Below are 19,729 nucleotides of genomic sequence, written 5' to 3' on the forward strand. Positions count from 1 at the left end.
CTGAAGACCGGGGATACATTCTTGAGGTGACAAAGGAAGGCACGGAACGGGCGCGAGAACGCACCAAGTCGATAAGGCGCGATGTGGTGCGTGCCTTGGGTCTGTTCCAGTTGTGGATGATCAGCGACGGGTGATCCGGGTGAAAGTCCATTTCGTCCCGACAGCCGACACTCGGCCGCCCGTGATGCCGCGGCTTGCATTTAATGCTGGCTTGCCAAAGCTGCGGCGCCGCCCCATCGGGCAGCGCCGTTGCGACGCGCCCATCAGGTCCAAGGCGTCACAAGGTATTTTTCGCCCGTCCGCATGGCGCGGTAATCCAGCACCGCGTCCTTCGTCAGCATTTCTTCCAGGGTGACACGGGTCTTGTAATGGCTGGCGAATGTGGTCGTGAGATTGTCGCGCACGCGCTGCCGCATGCGGCCCATGGCCTGATGCCCGATGGATTGCAGGAAGGGGAACAGCAGCCAGCCCGACAGCGTCCAGCCGAACCCGTAGCTGGGCGTCAGGACGGTGGGGCTGGTGTCGAGGCGACCGTAGATGAACATGCGTTTCATCTGCGTCGAGCCATAGCGTGAGTACTCGGTCATCTGTTCTGACGCGACCCGCTCCATCGCCTTGAAGCACGTGTCGACCAGCTTGCCGCCACCGATGGGATCGAACCCGTAAAAGGCCCCCGTCTCACGGATGGCATCGGTCAGGTGGTCCATGAAGTCATCTTCGGCGGAGTTGACCACATGCGTGGACCCCAGCCCCTTGAGCAGATCGACCTGATCGCTTTTGCGCACGATGTTCACCAGGTCGATCCCGTCCTCCTGGCAGATGCGCGTCAGCATCTGCCCGAGGTTCGAGGCCCCGACCGTGTGCAGGATGGCGTCCTGCCCGTCGGCCTTGGCATTCTCGACGAAGCCAAGCGCCGTCATCGGGTTGACGAAGGCGCTCGCCCCCTCCTCGGCGGAATGATCGCCCAGTGGCAGGCACATGGACGCGTCGGCAAGGCAATACTGGCTGTAGGCATTGCCCGGCACGCAGGAGACACGCTGCCCCATCAGAGCCTGCGCGGCCTCGCTGTCGCCGGCGGCGATCACGGTGCCCGCCCCCTCGTTGCCGGCGGGCAGCTTCAGACCGTGGCGCGCCTTGAAGGCGGCGTTGGCCGGCTCGGGCATCTTGGCCACGAACTTACCCGGCGTGAATTGCGCGTTTTCAACGTCTGCGCCGCCCACAAGGATGGCCAGATCGGACGGGTTGATCGGCGCTGCCTCCATCCGCACCAGAACCTGATTGCCGGTTGGGTCTGCAAAGGACACCTCCTCGAGCGCGACGGTCAGCGTGCCGTCTGCCTCCAGCGTGGTGAACAGCTGTTTTCCTTGGGTCGCCATGTCAGCCTCCTGCTTAAACGATCATCCTGCGCCGACGCGTATGCCAGTGTGGCCCGTAACCCCACCCGAAGATGCAAGCGGGACGGTCGCGCGCGATAACGTCTCGGTGATCGGGCGGGTCACTGGCGTGCCTGACAGGAACCCAAACCGCACCGCGGGGTTCCTCTTCCAACGCTTGAAGGAGGCACCATGTCGACGATCACGACGAAGAACCCCGCGACCGACGCGGCGATAGAAACCTATTCGCTGATGAGCAAGGACGAGGCGTTTCAACGACTGGAGGCTGCCCACACGGCCTTCCTCGATTGGAGGACAAAGTCGCATACAGATCGCGCGCCGTATCTGATGCGCATCGCCGATGTTTTGCGTTCGCATTCCGACGAATTGTCACAATTGATGACTCGCGAGACCGGCAAGCTGTTCAAGGATGGCAAGGCCGAGGTCGAGATCTGTGCCGCGATCTTCGAGTATACGGCGCAGCATGGGCCCGACGTTTTGGCCGACGAAGACCGCACGCATGGCCGCAATGGCGCGCGCGGTGTCGTCAGCCACCAGCCGATCGGCGTAATCTATTCGATCCAGCCGTGGAATTTCCCGCTGTATCAGCCGGTCCGCGTGCTGGCGGCGAACCTGATGGCGGGCAATGCCTGTGTTCTGAAGCATGCCAGCATCTGCACCGGGTCGGGCCTGCGTCTGCGCGAGTTGTGCATCGAGGCCGGACTGCCCGAAGACCTGTTCCAGGTTGTCCTGATCGACCATGACACCAGCGATGACATCATCGAACACCCTCTGGTGCGCGGCGTCACCATGACGGGCAGCGACAAGGCCGGGCGCCATATCGGCAGCACGGCGTCCAAGGCGCTGAAAAAAACGGTTCTAGAGTTGGGATCGAACGACGCCTACTTGGTGCTGGAGGATGCCGACATCGAAACGGCTGTCAAATACTCGGTTATGGGGCGGCTGTATAACAACGGTGAGACCTGCGTTTCTGCCAAACGGTTCGTAGTGACGGACAAGGTTTACGATGCGTTCGTCGCGGCCTTCGTCGAACAGATGCAGGCGATCACATTGGGCGACCCGATGGACGGGGAGACGCAGCTTGGACCGCTGTCGAGCGAGGACCAACTCGACACGGTGAAGGAGCAGGTTGAGACAAGCGTGGCCAAAGGCGCCAAGGTGCTGTGCGGTGGGCAAGCGCCCCAGCGCACGGGTGCCTATTATCCCGCGACCGTTCTGGCCGAAGTGACCCCCGGCATGCCCGCCTATGACGACGAAATCTTTGGCCCGGTGGCCGCCGTGATCCGTGCCAAGGACGACGAGGATGCCATGCGCATCGCCAACGATAGCCGATATGGCCTAGGCGGCGGGATCTTCTGCAAGGATGAAGAACATGCCCTGAAACTTGCCCGCGATCACTTCGACACCGGCATGGTGCGGATCAATTCATTCGGTGCGGCTGACCCGAACATGCCTTTCGGCGGCGTGAAGGACTCGGGCTATGGCCGCGAACATGGCGGGTTCGGCATGAAGGAATTCACAAACGCAAAAGCGATCTTCCTGCCATGATTACGCTGCACGCCCTGAAATACTCCCGCGCGACCCGTGTGTTGTGGATGCTGGCCGATCTCGGCCAGCCCTGCCACCGGGTCGATTATGACCGCACCGACAGTTTTCGCGCCCCGGAAGCATTGAAGCGCGTCCATCCTTTGGGGAAATCCCCCGTGATCGAGGATGATGGTGAGACAATCGCCGAGTCCGCGACGATCTTGCGTTATCTGGCGGCGAAATACGGCGATGACAGCCATACCCCGCCCGGAGACACGCCCGCCTACTGGCAGCACGAGGCGCTGCTGGATTATGTCGAGGCATCGCTGGCCGAGGTCGCCTTGCAAGCGATCCTGCCTGCCTTCCAGGGCGAGCAGGTGCCGCCAGAGGCGCGCGCCGCGCTGAACCGGCATCTCGATTTTATCATGCAGGCTATCGATGAGGGCCCGCTGCTGTTCGGCGACCGCGCGATGCTGGCGGATATCCAGCTGTCCTACATCGTGGCGCTTTTGGAGCGGCTCAACCTGCTGACGGACCATCCCGCCATCGCCGCCTATTGGGACGCTCTGCAAGAACAGCCCGGCTACATCGCCGCAACGAAAGCCGCGGGGCCGATGGCACCGCCAGCCTGACACGAAAAGGAAACCACATGACCAAGAACATTCTGATCGCCGGCGCCACTGGCAAAACCGGCCGCATCCTGACGCAAGAGCTTGTGGACCAAGGGCACAGCGTAACGGCGCTGGTGCGCGACGGATCGGACACCGATGTCTTGCCCAACGGCACGCACCTGCGCCGCGCCGACCTGACCAACCTGCAACCGGGCATCTGCGACGGCGCGGACGTGGTGATCTTTGCGGCAGGCTCGGGCGGATCGACTGGCCCCGAGATGACGGAAAAAGTCGACCGCCAAGGTGCGATGCGGCTGGTCGATCTGGCCAGGGATGCCGGGGCCGGGCGATTTGTCATGCTCAGCTCTATCGGGGCCGACCAGTCCGATCCTTCCGGCGACTTGGCGCACTACCTCAAGGCAAAACATGACGCGGACGAGCATCTCAAAGCGTCGGGGCTGATCTACGCCATCCTGCGCCCCGTGGCATTGACTGATGCCGGGCGCAGTGACGACGTGATCCTCGGCGACGACGTGGACATGTCTGCCAAGGCCAGCCGCGCCGACGTAGCCCATGTTCTGGCCTTGGCCGCGACAACCGGGGAATGCGACGGGCAGGCGCTCAACATGCAGTCTGCTTGATGCCTTGACTTGGCCGGCTTGTCTTGCACGGGCGCCTTTTTTTCTCACGGAAAGTGGTGCCAGTTCTGGTGCACGTTTGGCCGTCGCCATCACTCATTGCTCGTCAATTGCCCATGGCGCGGCCGGCAGAGACCGCTCTTCGCTTTGGACCGCTATCGACGCGTTTGCCTGATATGCAAGTAAAAGGGCGGCGACTCCTATGATTACGCCTGCGCCGGCGTCACGGCCCGCTGATAGAGGTGCCACGTGGTGTGACCAAGGATCGGCAGAGTGAAGATCAGGCCCAGAAACGCTGGGACAAGCGACACCAGCATGGTGACCGCTATGATCGCCGCCCATGTGAGCATGACCGCTGGGTTCTCTGCAACGGCACGAACGGACGTCAGCATGGCGGACACGAAATCGATATCCCGATCAAGGAGCATGGGCATGGCCACCACGGTTACTGCAAAAAGCACGGCTGAGAGAAATGCGCCGACGCACGTTCCGATGGCAAGGAAGGTCCAGCCTTCGGGCGTGAACAGAACCGTGTCGAAGAACCCGTCTAGGTCCGAGAAGGATGAGTCTTGCAGAACGATCACGAGTACAGTCCGGAACTGGTAGAACCAAACCCACAAAACGAACAGAACGACAAAGGCCATCCAGCCCATTTCGCGCCTGCGTTGATTGGCCATGACGGTGAGGATGTCAGACCAGCCGAAACTCTCTTTTTTCTGCAAGCGCCGAGACATCTCATAAAGACCGGCGCAGGCGAAAGGCGAGACCAGCGGAAAGGCAATGACGGCGGGAATAAGCATCCAGATCTTTCCGAGCCAGACCAAACACCAGACGAACAGTATTCCGAAAATCGCGTAGAAGAGACCGAAGAAGCCGCTCATCAGCGGGCGAGCCAAAAAGTCGGAAAATCCTTCCCTCAACGACGCAGTAATGTCATTTGCGACCAGCTTGTTGACTTTGGGGGGGGACGGCTGCTTCGGCGCTAGATTGTTCGGCGGTGTGGAGCCTGTGGTATTAGATGCCATGACACACTCCTTCTAAACTGCGCTCCGACGATCCTGCCGATCAACAGGCAAGCGGTGATGTTGCTACCCCTTCTACACAGAGGTTCGCATCAGTTGCGGCTATGGGGCAAGCGGAGTGCTTAGCGGCGTCATAGCCGGTTAAGCGCTGTTCTTCGCCACTTACAGCGATCCTGTGCGGGCCCAGAAGGCCATGACCGGCCTAGTCCCATACGAGTGCATCTGCAAAATCTGGACTGCAGAGCCGGCTCGTGTCATCCTCGATCTGACCCGCCGGATGCCGGGGCTGAACACCAGGCGGAGACTGGTTCGAACTAGTCGTCCGTCCTCAGGTTCGTGCCCGCTTGGCGGCATCGAGCGAGGCTCATGCGACGTTCAGACCCTCGTTCGACAAGCCGTCGAGTCGCGGCATCAGCGACAACAGGTGCTGCGTGTAGGGATGTTGCGGGGCACTGAACAGCGTTTCGGTTTCGGCCACCTCGACCAGTTGACCGTCCTTCATCACGCCGACGCGGTCGCACATCTGGCGCACCACCGGCAGGTCGTGGCTGATGAACAGCATGGTCAGGTTCAGGTGCTCTTGCAGATCCTTGAGGATGTTGAGGATCTGCGCCTGGATCGACACGTCCAACGCGCTGGTCGGTTCGTCGCAGATCAGGAACTTGGGCTGCGTCGCAAGCGCCCGCGCGATCGAGATGCGCTGCCGCTGCCCGCCCGAGAACTCGTGCGGGTATTTCAGCCCTGCCTCGGCGCCCAGGCCGACGCGGTCCAGCAACTCGTCCACGCGTGCCTTCAGCGCAGGCCCCGACAGGATGCCGTGATGCCGGGCCGGTTCGGCGACGATCGAGTCCACCCGCATGCGCGGGTTGAGTGAGGAATAGGGATCCTGAAAGATCATCTGGATCTCGCGGCGATACCAGTCGGGCACCCCCGATTTGCCAGCGGTCACATCCTGTCCGCGATAGCGCACCGCGCCGCCATCCACCGGGTACAGCCCCGCGATCATCCGCGCGATGGTGGATTTGCCCGAGCCGCTTTCGCCGACAAGGCCGAACACCTCGCCCTGCCGGATCTCGAACCGGGCCTGATCGACGGCGGTGAAATACTGCCGGCGCGAGGGCAGGATCGCGCCCTTCGAGAGGAAGGTCTTTGTGATGCCATCGGCTTCGATCAGGGGCTTGCCACGTTCCGAGGCATCGGTGGGCCAGCTGCGCGCCAGGTCCTCGATATGGAACTCGGTCACGCGCCCGCCGTACGAGATCAGCGGAAAGCGCGCCAGCTTTATCGTGGGGCGCGGGACGGCGGCGATCAGCGACTTGGTATAGGGATGCTGGGGGCGGCCCAGCACGTCCGCCGTGGCGCCGCTTTCGACGACCTCGCCCTGGTACATCACCGTGACCTTGTCGGTGGTGTCGGCAATCACCCCCATGTCATGGGTGATCAGGATCACGCCCACCTGCCGCTCGCGCGCCAGTTCCTTGATCAGGTCGAGGATCTGCGCCTGGATCGACACGTCCAGCGCGGTGGTCGGCTCGTCCGCGATGATGACATCGGGTTCCGAGCACAGCGCCAGCGCGATCACCACGCGCTGCCGCATCCCGCCCGAGAACTGGTGCGGATACTGGTTGACCCTTTCCTGCGGGTTGGGGATGCCGACGCGCTCGATCAGCTCGACCGCGCGGGTCTCGGCCGCGTCCTCGGACAGGTCAAGATGCGCGCGAATGGTCTCGACCAGTTGCTGTTTGACGGTAAAGAGCGGGTTGAGCGAGGTCAGCGGATCCTGAAAGATCATCGAGATCTTCTTGCCCCGCAGCGCCTGCATCGCCTCGGCATCGAGACCCGAGATCTCTTCGCCCCGGAACCGGATCAGGCCGCCGGCAATGCGGCCGGGGCGTTCCAGCAGGCCCATGACCGCCGCGCCGATGGTGGATTTGCCCGCGCCGCTTTCGCCGACAAGGCCATGGATCTGGCCGGGTTCGACCGTCAGATGGGCATCCTTGACCGCGACGAAGGTCTTGCGGCGGGTCGGAAACTCGACGGTCAGGTTCTCGATTTCCAGCAGGGACATCAGCGCAACCTCGGGTTCAGGGCGTCGCGAAGCCAGTCGCCCAGCAGGTTCACGGACAGGGCGAGGGCCAGCAGCGTCAGGGCCGGGAAGAACAGGATCCACCACTCGCCCGAGAACAGGAAGCCCTGGCCGATGCGGATCAGCGTGCCGAGCGAGGGCTCGGTCGGGGGCGCGCCCACGCCGAGGAAGGACAGCGTCGCCTCGGCGATGATGGCCAGCGCCAGCGAAATGGTGGCAATCACCAGAACCGGCGACAGGACATTGGGCAGGATGTGGCGCAGCATGATCGCGAAGGACGAGCGCCCGATCAGCCGCGCGGCCTGCACGTATTCCTTGGAGCGTTCGACCAGCGTCGCGCCGCGCACGACGCGGGCGAACTGCACCCAATCCGACAGGCCGATGGCCAGGATCAGCACCCAGATCGCCATCTGGTCGCGGTATTCGGGCGGGGTGATCCCCTTGGCGATGCCGAAGATCAGCATGGCAACCAGAATCGCGGGAAAGGTCAGCTGCACATCCGCGACGCGCATGATGATCGTTTCGGTCAGACCGCCGACATAGCCCGCGATCAGGCCAAGCGTGACGCCGATCACAAGCGCAAGCGCCACGGCGGCAAAGCCCACGAACAAGGAGATACGCAGCCCGTAAAGGATGGTGGAAAACACGTCGCGCCCCTGGTCGTCCGTGCCCAGCAGGAAGCTGTCGCCGGTGAACATGTTGGCCTCGCCCGGCGGGGTGAAGCCGTTCATCAGGTTCAGCGTGGCCGGGTTGAACGGGTCATGTGGCGCGATCAGCGGTGCAAAGATCGCCGAAAGAACCAGCAGCAGCACGACGGTCGACGAAAGCAGGGCCACCGGCGAGCGGCGGAAGGAATGGGCCACGTCGCTGTCCCACGCCATCGCAATGCGGGAACGCGCGCGTTCGGCCTGAACGGTGTTCGAGTTGTCTGTCATGTGACGTCCCTCACGTTCTCAGCCGCGGGTCGATCGCGACGTAAAGCAGATCCACGATCAGGTTGATGCCGACGAACATCACCGAGATCAGCATCAGGTAGGCCGCCATCACCGGGATATCGACGAACTGGATCGCGTTGATGAATAGCAAGCCGACACCCGGCCATTGGAACACGGTCTCGGTGATGATGGCGAAGGCGATGATCGAGCCAAGCTGGAGGCCTGTGACGGTGATCACGGGCACCAGCGTGTTCTTAAGCGCGTGGCGGAAGTGGATCGTACGGTTCTTGAGGCCGCGGGCGCGGGCGAAGCGGATATAATCGGCGCGCATGACTTCCAGCATCTCGGAGCGCACCAGCCGCATGATCAGCGTCATCTGGTAGAGCCCGAGGGTGATCGACGGCAGGATCAGCGCGACCAGCCCCGATTGCGTCAGAAAACCGGTGGACCAGCCGCCCACCTGCACCACGTCGCCGCGGCCGAAACTGGGCAGCCATGACAGTTCCACCGCGAACACGTAGATCAGCAGCACGCCGATCAGGAAGGTCGGCAGCGATACGCCGATCAGCGACAGGGTCATGATCGCATTGGCGGCGAAGCCGTCGCGCCGGATCGCGGTGAAGATGCCGAAAACGATGCCGAAGACCATCGCGAAAAGGCCGGACACGGCGGCCAGTTCCAGCGTCGCGGGCAGCCGTTCGGCGATGATTTCGGCCACGGGCCGCCCCTGCCGGTACGAGATACCCAGATCGCCCTGCACCGCGCGCACCAGGAAATCCCAATATTGCACGAAGAAGGGTTTGTTCAGCCCGAGGCTTTCGCGAAGCCGCTCGATGTCCTGCATCGTGCGTTCCTGCCCCAGCATCGTGTCGACCGGGTCGCCGACGAAGCGGAACATCGCGAAGGCCACCAGCCCGACGATGAGAAGAACGAGCACCGACTGAAGGATACGTTTGAGGATGTAGCTGACCATCTGCCTGCCGTTTCCGTTGCGGGTCGCGGTGTGCTGCACCGTTACGCAGAAAGGGTCAAGTCGTTACGCGGCCGCCCGACGCAGCGTTTGCGCCAGCGGGCACCGGGTCATTTCGGAAATCCTATCGCCAGGTTCGGGTCAGACGATTTCCGACCGCGACAAAAGGCTGGCGCATGCGTTGGGGCGTGCTGCGCGTCGCCGACTCATTGGCGCGTGATCGGCGCTGCCAAAATGGCGCGGGCCACATGATGCCGGGCGCCAAATGTCGGGGCGGCGATTGGAAACCGCCGCCCCGGTGTGGTCGTGCTTACTCGGCTTCGAAATACTTGAATTTCACCGAGTCGTCGGCATCCACGAGCGTCTCCCAGCCATCGGCGATGCCCCAGTTCAGGATCTGGTTGTGGATCGGGATGTAGATCAGCTCTTCCTCGGCCATTTCCCAAAGCTGGGCGATGGTCTCGTTGCGCGCCTCCAGATCGACCTCGGAGGCGAGCGAGACGATCATCTCGTCCATCTCGGCATCCGAGAAGTTGGTGCCGTTCCAGCTGCCGCGACCCTCGCCACGGGTATGGTAGAGGAAGTTGAAGATATACTCCGAGTCATAGGTCGGAACGCCCCAGCCCAGCATGTAGAAGTCGGTTTCGCCGTTGGCGATCAGCGGGAAGTGCTGGGCGCGCGGCAGGGCCGACAGGTTCACCTCGATGCCGATCTGCGCCAGCATGCCGACAGTGGCCTGGCAGATCGCCTCGTCGTTGACATAGCGGTCATTCGGGCAGTCCAGTTGCACCGAGAAGCCGTCGCCATATCCGGCCTCTTCCATCAGGGCGTTTGCGGCCTCGATGTCATAGGCGGGGTAGGCATCAAGCTCTTCGGTCCAGCCATTGACCGGGGGCGGCATGATCACGCCGGCCGGGGCCGACTGGCCGCGCATCACGACCTGCTGGATCGCCTCGCGGTTGATCGCGATGTCGATGGCCTGGCGCACGCGGACATCCGACAGCGGGTTGGCCCCGTCGACATTGTCGAGTTCGAGGTCCTCGGCGCCCACATTCATGCCGAAGAAGATCACGCGGTTCTGCGGTGCGGTGATGACTTCCATGCCTTCAGCGTCATTGACGCGCTGCAAATCCTGCACCGGTACGTCCTGGATGAAATCCACCTCGCCGGTCAGCAGGGCGGCAACCCGCGTGGCCGGGTTCTGGATCGGGGTGAAGATGATCTCGCTGACAGCCAGCGGGAACTCACCAATGCCCCAGTAGTCGGGGTTGGCGCTCAGCACCGTGCGCACGTCGGCCTCGCGGCTTTCCAGCACGTAGGGACCGGTGCCGTTGGTGTTGCGCGCGGCGTAGGTGTCTTCGCCGGCGGCATAGTCCTGCACCGCCTCGGCACCGTTCGCCTCGGCCCAGCCCTGGTCCATCATCATGATGTTGGTCAGGTTGTTGGGCAGCAGCGGGTTCGGGCCGTCGGTGACGATTTCCAGCGTGTAGGGGCCGGTGGCGCGCACCTCGGAGACCGAGCTGAGCAGTTCCTTGAAGTTCGAGGTTTCCGACATGGCGCGCTCGATCGAGAACACCGCATCGGCGCTGTCGAACTCTTCGCCGCCGTGGAAGGTCACGCCTTCACGCAGCGTGAAGACCCAGACATTGGGATCGTCTTCGGACGGCTCCCAGCTGGTGGCAAGGCCGGCTTCCATTTCGCCGGCGTGGTTGCGCACGATCAACGGCTCGTAGATCTGGTGCATCAGCGTGGTCGTCGGGCCCTCGTTCTGCGAATGCGGGTCAAGGGTCAGCGCCTCGGCCGCCCGCGCCCAACGCAGTGTTTCGGCCGAAACATCGGCGGCGGTCAGCGCTGTGGTTGCCAGCAGCGCCGCACCGAAGGCGGCTACACGAATGGTCATGGATATCTCCCTGATGTTTTTGACTGGGCCGGAGTATGGAGAGGATTCCGTGCTTGTCCAGACACGCGCGAAGCGGTTCCCGTTCCGTCAAGCAGGACCGGAATCCGACCTGACGGCAGAGCTTGTTTGCGGACCGAACGATGCAGGCTGGCAGCGTCATCGTTCGGATCAGGAAAGAAGCGGGACACACTATCGCGCTCAGGGATACGGAGTGGCGGTGCCTCGTCTTCCACACTGCGCGGCCTGACATAGCCTGCGAAATCGAAACCGATCCGATCGTAGCCCCCAATCCCGCCATGAACCGAAACCGAAACCGGACCACGACATCAGGGGCGATCATGGCACTGGTGGAATAGTCCTGCTCTACCCGCCAAAGGCCGAATGCCGCAGCCGTGTGCTCGTTGGCAACGCAAGCGTTGCAGGATAGGCAAAAGTGGCGACGGAACTCCGCCCCTCGTCCGTGCAACGTAACTCGCAGGTCGCCGCAGGGACCACCCATCACCACAACCGCCCTTCTGCAAAAGGACCGCCCCCATGAACCTCAGGCCTCTGCTTTTCATCCCGCCCATCGTTCTTGGGGTGGTCGGGTTCCTCTGGATGACAGGGGGAGAGGCGCCGCCAGTGGTCACGCGCCCCGAGGCGACGCTGGCGGTGCGCGTGACCGAGGTCACACCGCAAGCCGTGTCGGCAACCGCGACGGGGTTTGGCCGGGTGCAGGCCGTGCGCGAATGGGCCGCCGTGTCCGAGGTCGAGGGGCGCATCGTTTCGCTGGTCGATGGCCTGGCCGAAGGGACAATACTGGACGCGGGCCAGGTCATCGCCGAGGTCGACCAGACCGATTACGAGCTTGCCGCACAGCGCGCGCGCGCCAATGTCGCCGCCGCCGAAGCTGCCCTGGCCGAGCTTGACCAGCAACGCGCGAACACCGAGCGCAGCATAGAGATCGAGACGCGTATTCTCGCTGTCGCCCAGAGCGAGGTCGACCGCGCCACCCGCCTGCTGGAGTCCGGCACCGGAACACAGGCCACGCTGGACACGGCCCAGACGGGCCTGCTGGCGCAGGAGACCGCGCTTGCAAGCTTGCAGAACACGCTGGCGCTGTTCGACGCGCAGCGCGCGTCGGCCGAGGCGACGCTGGCGGTGCGGCAGGCCGAATTGGCCGAGGCCGAACGCGATCTGGACAAGACGACGATCCGAGCGCCGTTCCGTGGACGCGTCGCCTCGGTCGGGGTGGAGGTCGATCAGTTCATCCGCACCGGCGACCAGTTGATCACCCTGCAAGGCACCGAGGCCGTCGAAATCGTGGCCGAAATCCAGCCCAATGCCTTCGGGCCGCTGATCCAGACGGCCCTTGGCGGCGCGTTTGATCCGGGCACCGATGTCGATGCAAGCCGGGTGATCGAGTTTCTGAACGCCGCCGGTGTCACCGCCACCGTGCACATGGACGTGGCCATGTTCGAGGCCAGCTACGAGGCCGAGATCGTCCGTTTTCGCGGCACGATCGACGACCAGACCGGCACCATCGGCCTCGTCGTGCGGGTCGCCGACCCGTTGATGGCCAACCGCGAACGCAATGCCCCGCCGCTGAACGTCGGCGCCTTCGTTTCGGTCGAACTGCAGGCGGCGCCGGTCGAGGGCGTGATCGCCATCCCCCGCGCGGCGGTGCGCCAGGATGATGAGGGCGCGGCCTTTGTCTATATCGCCGATGCCGAGGACCGGCTGGCCCTGCGCCCGATCACAACCGGCCCGATCCTCGACGATCGTATCATCGTGACCGAGGGGCTGGCCGATGGCGACCGCCTCGTGCTCAGCGATCCGCAACCGCCCGTGCCCGGCATGGCGCTGACGCCGGTGGCCGTCACCGCCGACGGGGGGCGCTGAGATGGTCGGCTATTTCGTCCGCCACCCGGTCGCCGCAAACCTGATGATGGTGCTGATCTGCATCCTCGGCATCTCGGTCCTGTCGAATATCGAGCGCGAGACCTTCCCGGCCTTCACCGCCGACAGCGTCAGCGTCAGCGTGACCTACCCCGGCGCCTCGGCGCGCGACGTCGATGAAGAGATCTGCACCCCGCTGGAGGACGCGCTGACCGGGCTGACCGGCCTGTCGGACCTGGAATGCCTGTCGATGGATGGCCGCGCGCAGGCGGTGGCCGAACTGGAAGACGGTGGCGAGCTGATCCAGTTTTTCAACGATGTCTTCTCGGCGGTGTCGGGCGTGTCGGACTTTCCCGATGACGCGCAAACCCCCTCGGTCGAGATCAACGCCCGCACCGACCTGGTGGCGCTGGTCGCCGTTTCGGGCATCGCGGGCCGGCAGGGCCTGATCGAGTATTCCGAGGAACTGGCCGATACCCTGCTGGCGCTGCCCGGCGTGTCGGAAACCAGCGTGACGGGGATCACCGATCGTGTGTTGCAGATCAGTTTCGACCAGCGCGCGCTGCGGCAATTCTCGATCTCCAGCCGGGACGTGGTGGATGCACTCGAAGCGCGCAGCCTGCGCCAGCCGCTTGGAGATGTGGAACTGGACAGCGGCAGCATGGTGCTGCGCTATTCCGGGGCCAGCCGCACCGTGTCCGAACTGGAAGACCTGATCGTGCTGGAAAACGCGACCGGCGGTCTGGTGCGCCTGCGCGACATCGCGCGCGTGCAACTGGTCGACAGCGACGAGAACATGCAATCCTTCATCGACGGTGATCAGGCGGCGATCATCTCGATCTCGAAATCCAGCGATCAGGACAGCATCCGCGTCTTTGAAGAGGTCGACGCCGTCCTGCAGGCCGAACGCGCCCTCTATCCCGCGCCGTTCCGCCTGACCGTGATCAACAACATGACCGACATCGTGCAGGAGCGCCTGGCGCTGATCGTGGGCAATATCGCCATCGGCCTTGTGCTGGTTTTCGGCACGATGTGGCTGTTCTTCTCGATCCGCGAGGCGCTGTGGATTTCGGCGGCGCTGCCCGTATCGTTTCTAGGCGGGCTGTTCCTGATGAGCGTCTTCGGGATCACCATCAACATGATCACGCTGGTGGCCCTGCTGATGGCCGTGGGCCTGATCATGGATGACAGCATCGTCATCGCCGAGAATATCGACAAGTGGCGCCGCAAGGCCGGCCCGCTCGAGGCCGCGACACGTGGCACAATGGAGGTGATGCCGGGCGTCCTGTCGTCCTTCCTGACGACGGCCTGCGTGTTCGGGCCGCTGATGTTCCTGTCGGGCGACATGGGGCAGGTCTTGCGCTTCATTCCCATGGTGCTGTTGCTGACACTGGCCCTGTCGCTGGTCGAGGGCTTTCTGATCCTGCCCAACCACCTGAGCCACGCGGGCAAGATCACGGCGGGCGATCACGAACGCCGCCCAGCGGCGCGCGCGCTGGAGTGGGTCAAGGAACGCATCGTGCTGCCCATCGCGGCGCGGCTCGTCGCGCTGCGCTACCTGACCTTCGGGGCTGTGGTGGGGATCCTGATCCTGTCGGTGGGGCTGATCGCCTCGGGGCAGATCAAGGTGATCGGCTTTCCCACCGTCGAGGGTGACACCGTGGTGGCGCGGGTCGCGCTGACCTCGGGCATCCCGCGCGAACGCACGGTGCAAACGGTCGAACAGTTGCTGGCCGGTCTCGATGCGGTCGATGCCCAGTACACGCCGGGGACGGAGGGCGGAGCGCCGCTGATCGAACGGGTGCTGATCCAGTATGGTGTGAACTCCGATGTGGATGACAACGGGTCCAACACTGCGACCGTGACCGTCGATCTGCTGGACAGCTCGCTCCGCAACGTCACGGCAGACGAGGTCCTGGTCGCCTGGCGCGCGGCGGCCGGGCCCTTGCCCGACCTTGTGCAAAGCAGTTTCGCCCAGACCGAGATCGGGCCGGGCGGCCATGATATCGACATCGAGATCATGGGCCGCGACCTTGACGCCGTGGGCGCGGCGGCCAGCGATCTGGTCAGCGCGCTGTTGGCGCGCGAAGACGTGACCGAGGCGTTTCAGGATTTCTACGGCGGCCGGCAGGAAGTGCAGCTGCAATTGAACGAGTACGGCTATTCCATCGGCCTGACCCCGCAATCGCTGGCCTCGCAACTGCGCAACGCCTTTGAAGGGGCCGAAACCGACAGTTTCCGCACCGGGCTGAGCAACATGGCGGTGCGGGTGCAACTGGAAGACAGCATGTCCAGCCTGACCGAGCTGGAGCTGTTCCCCGTGGTCCTGAGCGATGGCGCGCAAACCAGCCTGTCGCGTGTGGCCGACCTGACGCTGACAGCCAGCTATCCGACGATCACGCGCAAGAACGGCATGGTCGTCGCCGGCATCCAGGGCAGCATCGATCGCGCCATGACCACCTCGACCGCGATTTCCGCCGTGGTCACGGAGGAATTGGCGCCACAGATCGCCGCCGACCATCCCGGCGTGACGATCCAGATCGGCGGGGCAACGCAGGACCAGCAGGAATCGCAGGCCTCGATGATGTCGGCGCTGCTGCTGGGTCTGGTGGGGGTCTACATGGTGCTGGCGTTCCAGTTCCGGTCCTACACGCTGCCGGTGGTGGTGATGATCTCGATCCCCTTCGCGCTGATCGGCACGATCCTCGGGCATTGGGCGCTGGGGCTGGACATGTCGATGCCCAGCTTCATCGGCTTCGCCTCGCTGGCCGGGATCGTGGTGAACAATGCGATCCTGTTCCTGACGTTCTTCCAGTCGCACCTGGAGGGCGACGATTACGTGGCCGCCGCACTCAACGCGGTGCGCGACCGGTTCCGGCCGATCCTGCTGTCAAGCTCGACCACCATCGTGGGTCTGATCCCGATCATCTCGGATGGGAGCCCGCAGGTGCAGACGCTGGTGCCGCTGGTGGTGTCGGTGGCCTTTGGCCTTCTGGCCTCGATGATCCTGGTCGTGCTGGTCTTTCCGGCGGTCCTGTCGATCTATTTCGACATGTTCAGTCTGCGAAAATGGATCGACAGGTTCCGGTCTGACAGCGAAGGGGCGATCTGACCAGCGCGCCGCGCTGTCGGAAGTGGTTGCACGGCGCGCTGCCAGCGCTGCGCCCGCCCCCCGGTTGGTCCGTTCCGGTTGCCGGGACTTACCCGCCTGCCGCTCTTGCGGGACATCAATACCTTTCGCCACGCATTGCCACGACTGGCCCGGAGCTGAATTCCAGTTCCGGGCCAGAGGGCTGTGGTGCGGTCAGGCAATGCTGCCGCTCGCTGCTATTGCAAAGCTCCGCAGTGTTCCGGATGAGTCAGTCGTGCCGATGAAACAGTCCTCCACTGGGGCCATCCTACCGCTGATCGAAGCTCGAAAGAGGCCGCCCATCATCGCGCTGTGAACGGTCGATTGACCTTGATCGTCTTCCTCACGCAAGCGCGCGTCGGATGATTGGATTCATGATCTCGGGCCGCGTAAGTGCCGCCATGTGTCCACCCTTGCCAAGCTTCTCAAAGTGCCAGTTCGGACACGCCGCCTCCAGCAGTTCGACGATCTCTCGAATTGACCTGACGGTATCCTCTGCGCTGATCACCGTGGTGTTTTCTGGAAGCGCATCGCACCACACAGCAAGAGGTGTCGCCTCATTCATCACGGCATCCCATTCGTGGAAGTTGGGCTGCAGCGCCTTCGCAAACTTCGATCGGCGGTCATCTGGCATCGCATCCCAGCTTCCGGGCCCTGTCCAGTAATCTGCAAATACGGCGGCGGCAGCTTCCCAGTGGCCAGCGCTTCCGTTTTCCTTGATGCAGTTCCTGAGCGCCAGAGCTTCGGCGAAGGCTTCGGTTCGTCCCTCCTGCGAAAGCAGATAGAATGGATTGGGTTCGATCAGCACCAGCTTGTCGACGCGATCACGATATAGCTCTGCCGCCTTCATGGCGACGGAACCGCCAAACGAGTGCCCCACAATTGAAAAGTGGTTCTCCGGATCTGGCAAAAATCCCGCAAGCAGGTCCGCCTGATCCGCCAGCCCCTGCACCTGCGCGTCCGGCCACCTATCAGTTCCGCTGTACCCATAGAGATTGACCGCAAACACATGGAAATCGTCGGAGAGTTCTTCCACGAGGCGACGCCATTGGCCCGCACCAGCAACGCTGGAATGGATGAGAACGACTATTGGCCCCCTGCCCGTCTCTATGAAGTCAACCTTTGGCGCCATGGCCTTCCCCTTTCCGAAAATGGAGGGTGCTGGACAAGATCGCCCCGCACCAATCCATCGAGAGCAAGCATAGCACCAATCTTCGTACCGATATTCGCAGCGCCGTGGGGGAGCGCCCCGCGCACGCCGTAGCAGTTTTTCTGCGTGCCGCCGATACGTGGACTGGCAGGTTATTCCAAACGGATGGTGGGATCCCAACAGACACCTGCCGGGCGGTTGAGAGCCAGATCCTCGGTCAGAATCGACTGCATCAACTCTGCTGCGTGCTGATGTCTAGCGATCCTGCGATCGAAATAGGCTACCATCTCGTACCAGGCCAATGCCTCCTCGGTGTCATCCGCGACATCGAGACGGTTTTCCAGATCGCCGGTCGCTTCCGTCAGGCCCATGACGTCTGAGAGCGCAGAGATGACATTGGCGAACCTGACGCTTTCAGACACGACAATGCGGGAGACCTCTTCGACGGACAGAATTCGCTTGGCTGCGTCGGCCGCCACGCCATCTTCGACCCGACTGAAGACGTTTTGGAGGCTTGCGTCGATCCCCGTGACGTTCTGCCGAGGATCTTCAGGCCCGATCATGGAAAGGCGGACGGCGACACGCGATGCCCAATTCGTGTATCCCGCTATGACGGGTTTGGTATTGTGCTATCGTCTGCTTCGCGGGATCGTGGATTGTTTCCTGCGGCGTCTTTGAGCCGATTTCGGAATGGAGAGTAAGCTGGCGATCTACAATGGTGCTCAAGGTGGGACGGCGCGATTTTGCCCCGTGTTCAGATGCCCCTGACGTTTCGCGAGGTTCTGCGGGCGGACCCGGCCGCTGACGGCTTGCTGGCCGCCCATTTTGACCTCATGCGGGCGCAATCCCCCGCTGAGAGTTGCCATGTGATGACCGCCGATGAATTGCGCGGGGCCGCTGCCCGCGTCTTCGTCGGGATGGAGTCCGATGGACAGGCCGTCGCGGTCGGAGCCCTGAAGCCGTTCGGAGAGGGAGAGGCCGAGTTGAAGGCGATGCATTGTCTGCAGGCGCGGCGCGGGCAGGGATATGGCCGGGCGCTTCTGTCCCACCTGGTCTGCGTGGCGCAGGACGCGGGCGTCCGAACGCTTTGGCTGGAAACCGGCTCAAGCGCGGAGTTCGCGGCGGCCCGCGCGCTTTACGCTTCTGCGGGGTTCGCGCCCTGCGCCCCTTTCGGCACCTACCAGCCCGACCCGCTCAGCATGTTCATGACCCGCTCGCTGTAACCGCAGCGCGGAACTGGACCGTATTCAACCGGGCTGTTTTGCAACGAAACAGGCCCAGGTGATGTGGCCACCTTCCAAGGCGCATTGCCAGCGTTCGATGCTTGCGGCGATGCGGTCGGCGGCCTCGGGCGACACCCCCGGCAGCGGGTCTTCGAGCCACTCGGCCAATTTGTCGTAATGGGTGCGAATATCGTCTTGCCGTTCCTCGGATTGGACGATGTCGAACCCGGCCTCGCGCGCCATCCGTTCGTAGTCGCCCCGCGTGGCACCGCCCGTGACCCCAAGCCGGGCAAACGCGGCATTCACGAGGTCGAGGTCGGCGCCCTGGGCCGTCAGTATGTCGGAAAAGGCGAAGACACCGCGTGGCCGCAGGACGCGGAACACCTCGGCGAAAACCCGGGGGCGATCGGTGGAATGAATGATCGATTCCTGGCAGATGCAGGCCGAGAGCGTGGCCGGCTCAAACGGGAGGTCGTGGAAATCACCGATCTGGACCGAAATCCGGTCGGCCAGCCCCGCGGCGGCATTGGCGCGCCGTGCTTCCTCCACGCAGACGCGGGATATATCGACCCCGCGCGCCACGCAGCCCGACCGCGCGAGTTCGCGCAGCGTGCCGCCGTAGCCGCAGGCGATGTCGAGAACCGTGTCCCCGGGCCGCAGACCGGCAAGGGACAGGAGGTGCCGGGTCATCGCCCGCGACGCGTCGCGCACGGTCTCTGCGCCCGTGTCATAGCGCCCGATATGGATGTCTTCTCCACCCCAGGCGCTTGGGTAGAAGGCCGCGACGGCATCCTCGTTGTAATAGGCCGCCGCTGCCTTGGCATTGGTGTCGGATCGGGTCACTTGGGCACTCCGTCAGGGGCGGGTCGTCAGGCGGTGAACAGGCCTCGTCCCTCGGCCGGGCGGCTGCGACCTCGCCGTTTCGCGGGACAGGGTAGCACAAACGATGCCGGATGTTTCGTCGCGGACCGCAGGCCGAGCGCGCGAATTGCGCGAGCGTCAAACGCATGGTCTGGACCGTATTCCCGGGCTCGCGTATCACACCGGTCAGCGGCCCCTTAGCTCAACTGGATAGAGCAGCTGACTTCTAATCAGCAGGTTCGGGGTTCGAGTCCTCGAGGGGTCGCCAGAACATCAAGTGTAGATGTAGATGGGGCATATGTATGCACAAAACGGCTGTTTTTGATGCACACCCTGTCAAGGATTTTTCGCCCCTCCTGGCCAGAAGTCAATTAAGGCTTTGCTAACATGGGGAAAATAATGGG

At 63.4% G+C, this 19,729-nt stretch carries 15 protein-coding genes and 1 tRNA gene; 7 read left to right on the forward strand and 9 right to left on the reverse strand.

Features of this window, described 5'->3' with window-relative positions; all coding sequences use genetic code 11:
* Positions 1–263: 263 nt before the first annotated feature.
* Positions 264–1,376, reverse strand: coding sequence for a zinc-binding dehydrogenase (locus KUV65_RS08720; RefSeq protein WP_222189474.1), 1,113 nt, complete (start codon positions 1,374–1,376; stop codon positions 264–266).
* Between the two features lie 189 nt (positions 1,377–1,565).
* Here KUV65_RS08720 and KUV65_RS08725 point away from each other — a divergent pair, with 189 nt between their 5' ends.
* From KUV65_RS08725 to KUV65_RS08735, 3 genes are read left to right on the forward strand one after another with little or no spacing between them, the layout of a single operon-like run.
* The gene (locus KUV65_RS08725; RefSeq protein ID WP_222189476.1) at positions 1,566–2,942 is read left to right on the forward strand and encodes an NAD-dependent succinate-semialdehyde dehydrogenase; all 1,377 of its coding nucleotides are present in this window, start codon (positions 1,566–1,568) and stop codon (positions 2,940–2,942) included.
* Positions 2,939–3,553: a glutathione S-transferase family protein gene (locus KUV65_RS08730; protein WP_222189478.1), complete on the forward strand. Its 615-nt coding sequence runs from the start codon at positions 2,939–2,941 to the stop codon at positions 3,551–3,553. Before KUV65_RS08725 ends, KUV65_RS08730 begins: the two co-directional genes overlap by 4 nt.
* Positions 3,554–3,570: 17 nt before the next feature.
* Positions 3,571–4,173, forward strand: coding sequence for an SDR family oxidoreductase (locus KUV65_RS08735; RefSeq protein WP_222189480.1), 603 nt, complete (start codon positions 3,571–3,573; stop codon positions 4,171–4,173).
* A 203-nt stretch (positions 4,174–4,376) separates the two neighbouring features.
* Here KUV65_RS08735 and KUV65_RS08740 read toward each other — a convergent pair whose 3' ends face one another.
* From KUV65_RS08740 to KUV65_RS08760, 5 genes are all read right to left on the reverse strand, one after another.
* On the reverse strand, positions 4,377–5,195 hold the full coding sequence (locus KUV65_RS08740; protein ID WP_222189482.1) for a DUF2189 domain-containing protein: 819 nt from the start codon (positions 5,193–5,195) through the stop codon (positions 4,377–4,379).
* A gap of 361 nt (positions 5,196–5,556) precedes the next feature.
* Positions 5,557–7,260 (reverse strand): ABC transporter ATP-binding protein, encoded by a 1,704-nt coding sequence (locus tag KUV65_RS08745; RefSeq protein WP_222189484.1) that lies wholly within the window; start codon positions 7,258–7,260, stop codon positions 5,557–5,559.
* Complete coding sequence (locus tag KUV65_RS08750; protein ID WP_222189486.1) at positions 7,260–8,213, reverse strand: ABC transporter permease; 954 nt, start codon at positions 8,211–8,213, stop codon at positions 7,260–7,262. Before KUV65_RS08750 ends, KUV65_RS08745 begins: the two co-directional genes overlap by 1 nt.
* Before the next feature lie 10 nt (positions 8,214–8,223).
* Positions 8,224–9,186, reverse strand: coding sequence for an ABC transporter permease (locus KUV65_RS08755; protein ID WP_222189492.1), 963 nt, complete (start codon positions 9,184–9,186; stop codon positions 8,224–8,226).
* 307 nt (positions 9,187–9,493) lie between these two features.
* Positions 9,494–11,083 carry an ABC transporter substrate-binding protein gene (locus KUV65_RS08760; protein ID WP_222189494.1) on the reverse strand — a complete coding sequence of 530 codons (1,590 nt, stop codon included), beginning with the start codon at positions 11,081–11,083 and terminating at the stop codon, positions 9,494–9,496.
* Between the two features lie 534 nt (positions 11,084–11,617).
* On the opposite strand from KUV65_RS08760, the gene KUV65_RS08765 reads away from it, so the two are divergent.
* Positions 11,618–12,964 carry an efflux RND transporter periplasmic adaptor subunit gene (locus tag KUV65_RS08765; RefSeq protein WP_222189496.1) on the forward strand — a complete coding sequence of 449 codons (1,347 nt, stop codon included), beginning with the start codon at positions 11,618–11,620 and terminating at the stop codon, positions 12,962–12,964.
* Position 12,965: 1 nt separating this feature from the next.
* Positions 12,966–16,073 (forward strand): efflux RND transporter permease subunit, encoded by a 3,108-nt coding sequence (locus KUV65_RS08770; RefSeq protein WP_222189498.1) that lies wholly within the window; start codon positions 12,966–12,968, stop codon positions 16,071–16,073.
* Positions 16,074–16,434: 361 nt separating this feature from the next.
* Here KUV65_RS08770 and KUV65_RS08775 read toward each other — a convergent pair whose 3' ends face one another.
* Both KUV65_RS08775 and KUV65_RS08780 read right to left on the reverse strand, forming a co-directional pair.
* Positions 16,435–17,223 (reverse strand): alpha/beta fold hydrolase, encoded by a 789-nt coding sequence (locus tag KUV65_RS08775; RefSeq protein WP_222189500.1) that lies wholly within the window; start codon positions 17,221–17,223, stop codon positions 16,435–16,437.
* A gap of 170 nt (positions 17,224–17,393) precedes the next feature.
* On the reverse strand, positions 17,394–17,804 hold the full coding sequence (locus KUV65_RS08780; RefSeq protein WP_222189502.1) for a hypothetical protein: 411 nt from the start codon (positions 17,802–17,804) through the stop codon (positions 17,394–17,396).
* Positions 17,805–17,999: 195 nt separating this feature from the next.
* Here KUV65_RS08780 and KUV65_RS08785 point away from each other — a divergent pair, with 195 nt between their 5' ends.
* Complete coding sequence (locus tag KUV65_RS08785; RefSeq protein WP_222189504.1) at positions 18,000–18,464, forward strand: GNAT family N-acetyltransferase; 465 nt, start codon at positions 18,000–18,002, stop codon at positions 18,462–18,464.
* A 24-nt stretch (positions 18,465–18,488) separates the two neighbouring features.
* Here KUV65_RS08785 and KUV65_RS08790 read toward each other — a convergent pair whose 3' ends face one another.
* Positions 18,489–19,307, reverse strand: a complete 819-nt coding sequence (locus KUV65_RS08790) for an SAM-dependent methyltransferase (RefSeq protein WP_222189506.1) — start codon at positions 19,305–19,307, stop codon at positions 18,489–18,491.
* A gap of 209 nt (positions 19,308–19,516) precedes the next feature.
* Between KUV65_RS08790 and KUV65_RS08795 the strand changes: the two genes are divergently transcribed.
* A tRNA-Arg gene (locus KUV65_RS08795) sits at positions 19,517–19,593 on the forward strand.
* Positions 19,594–19,729 lie beyond the last annotated feature (136 nt).

The sequence above is a fragment of the Maritalea mobilis genome (genome assembly GCF_019800885.1).
Lineage (GTDB): Bacteria > Pseudomonadota > Alphaproteobacteria > Rhodobacterales > Rhodobacteraceae > Roseibacterium > Roseibacterium beibuensis.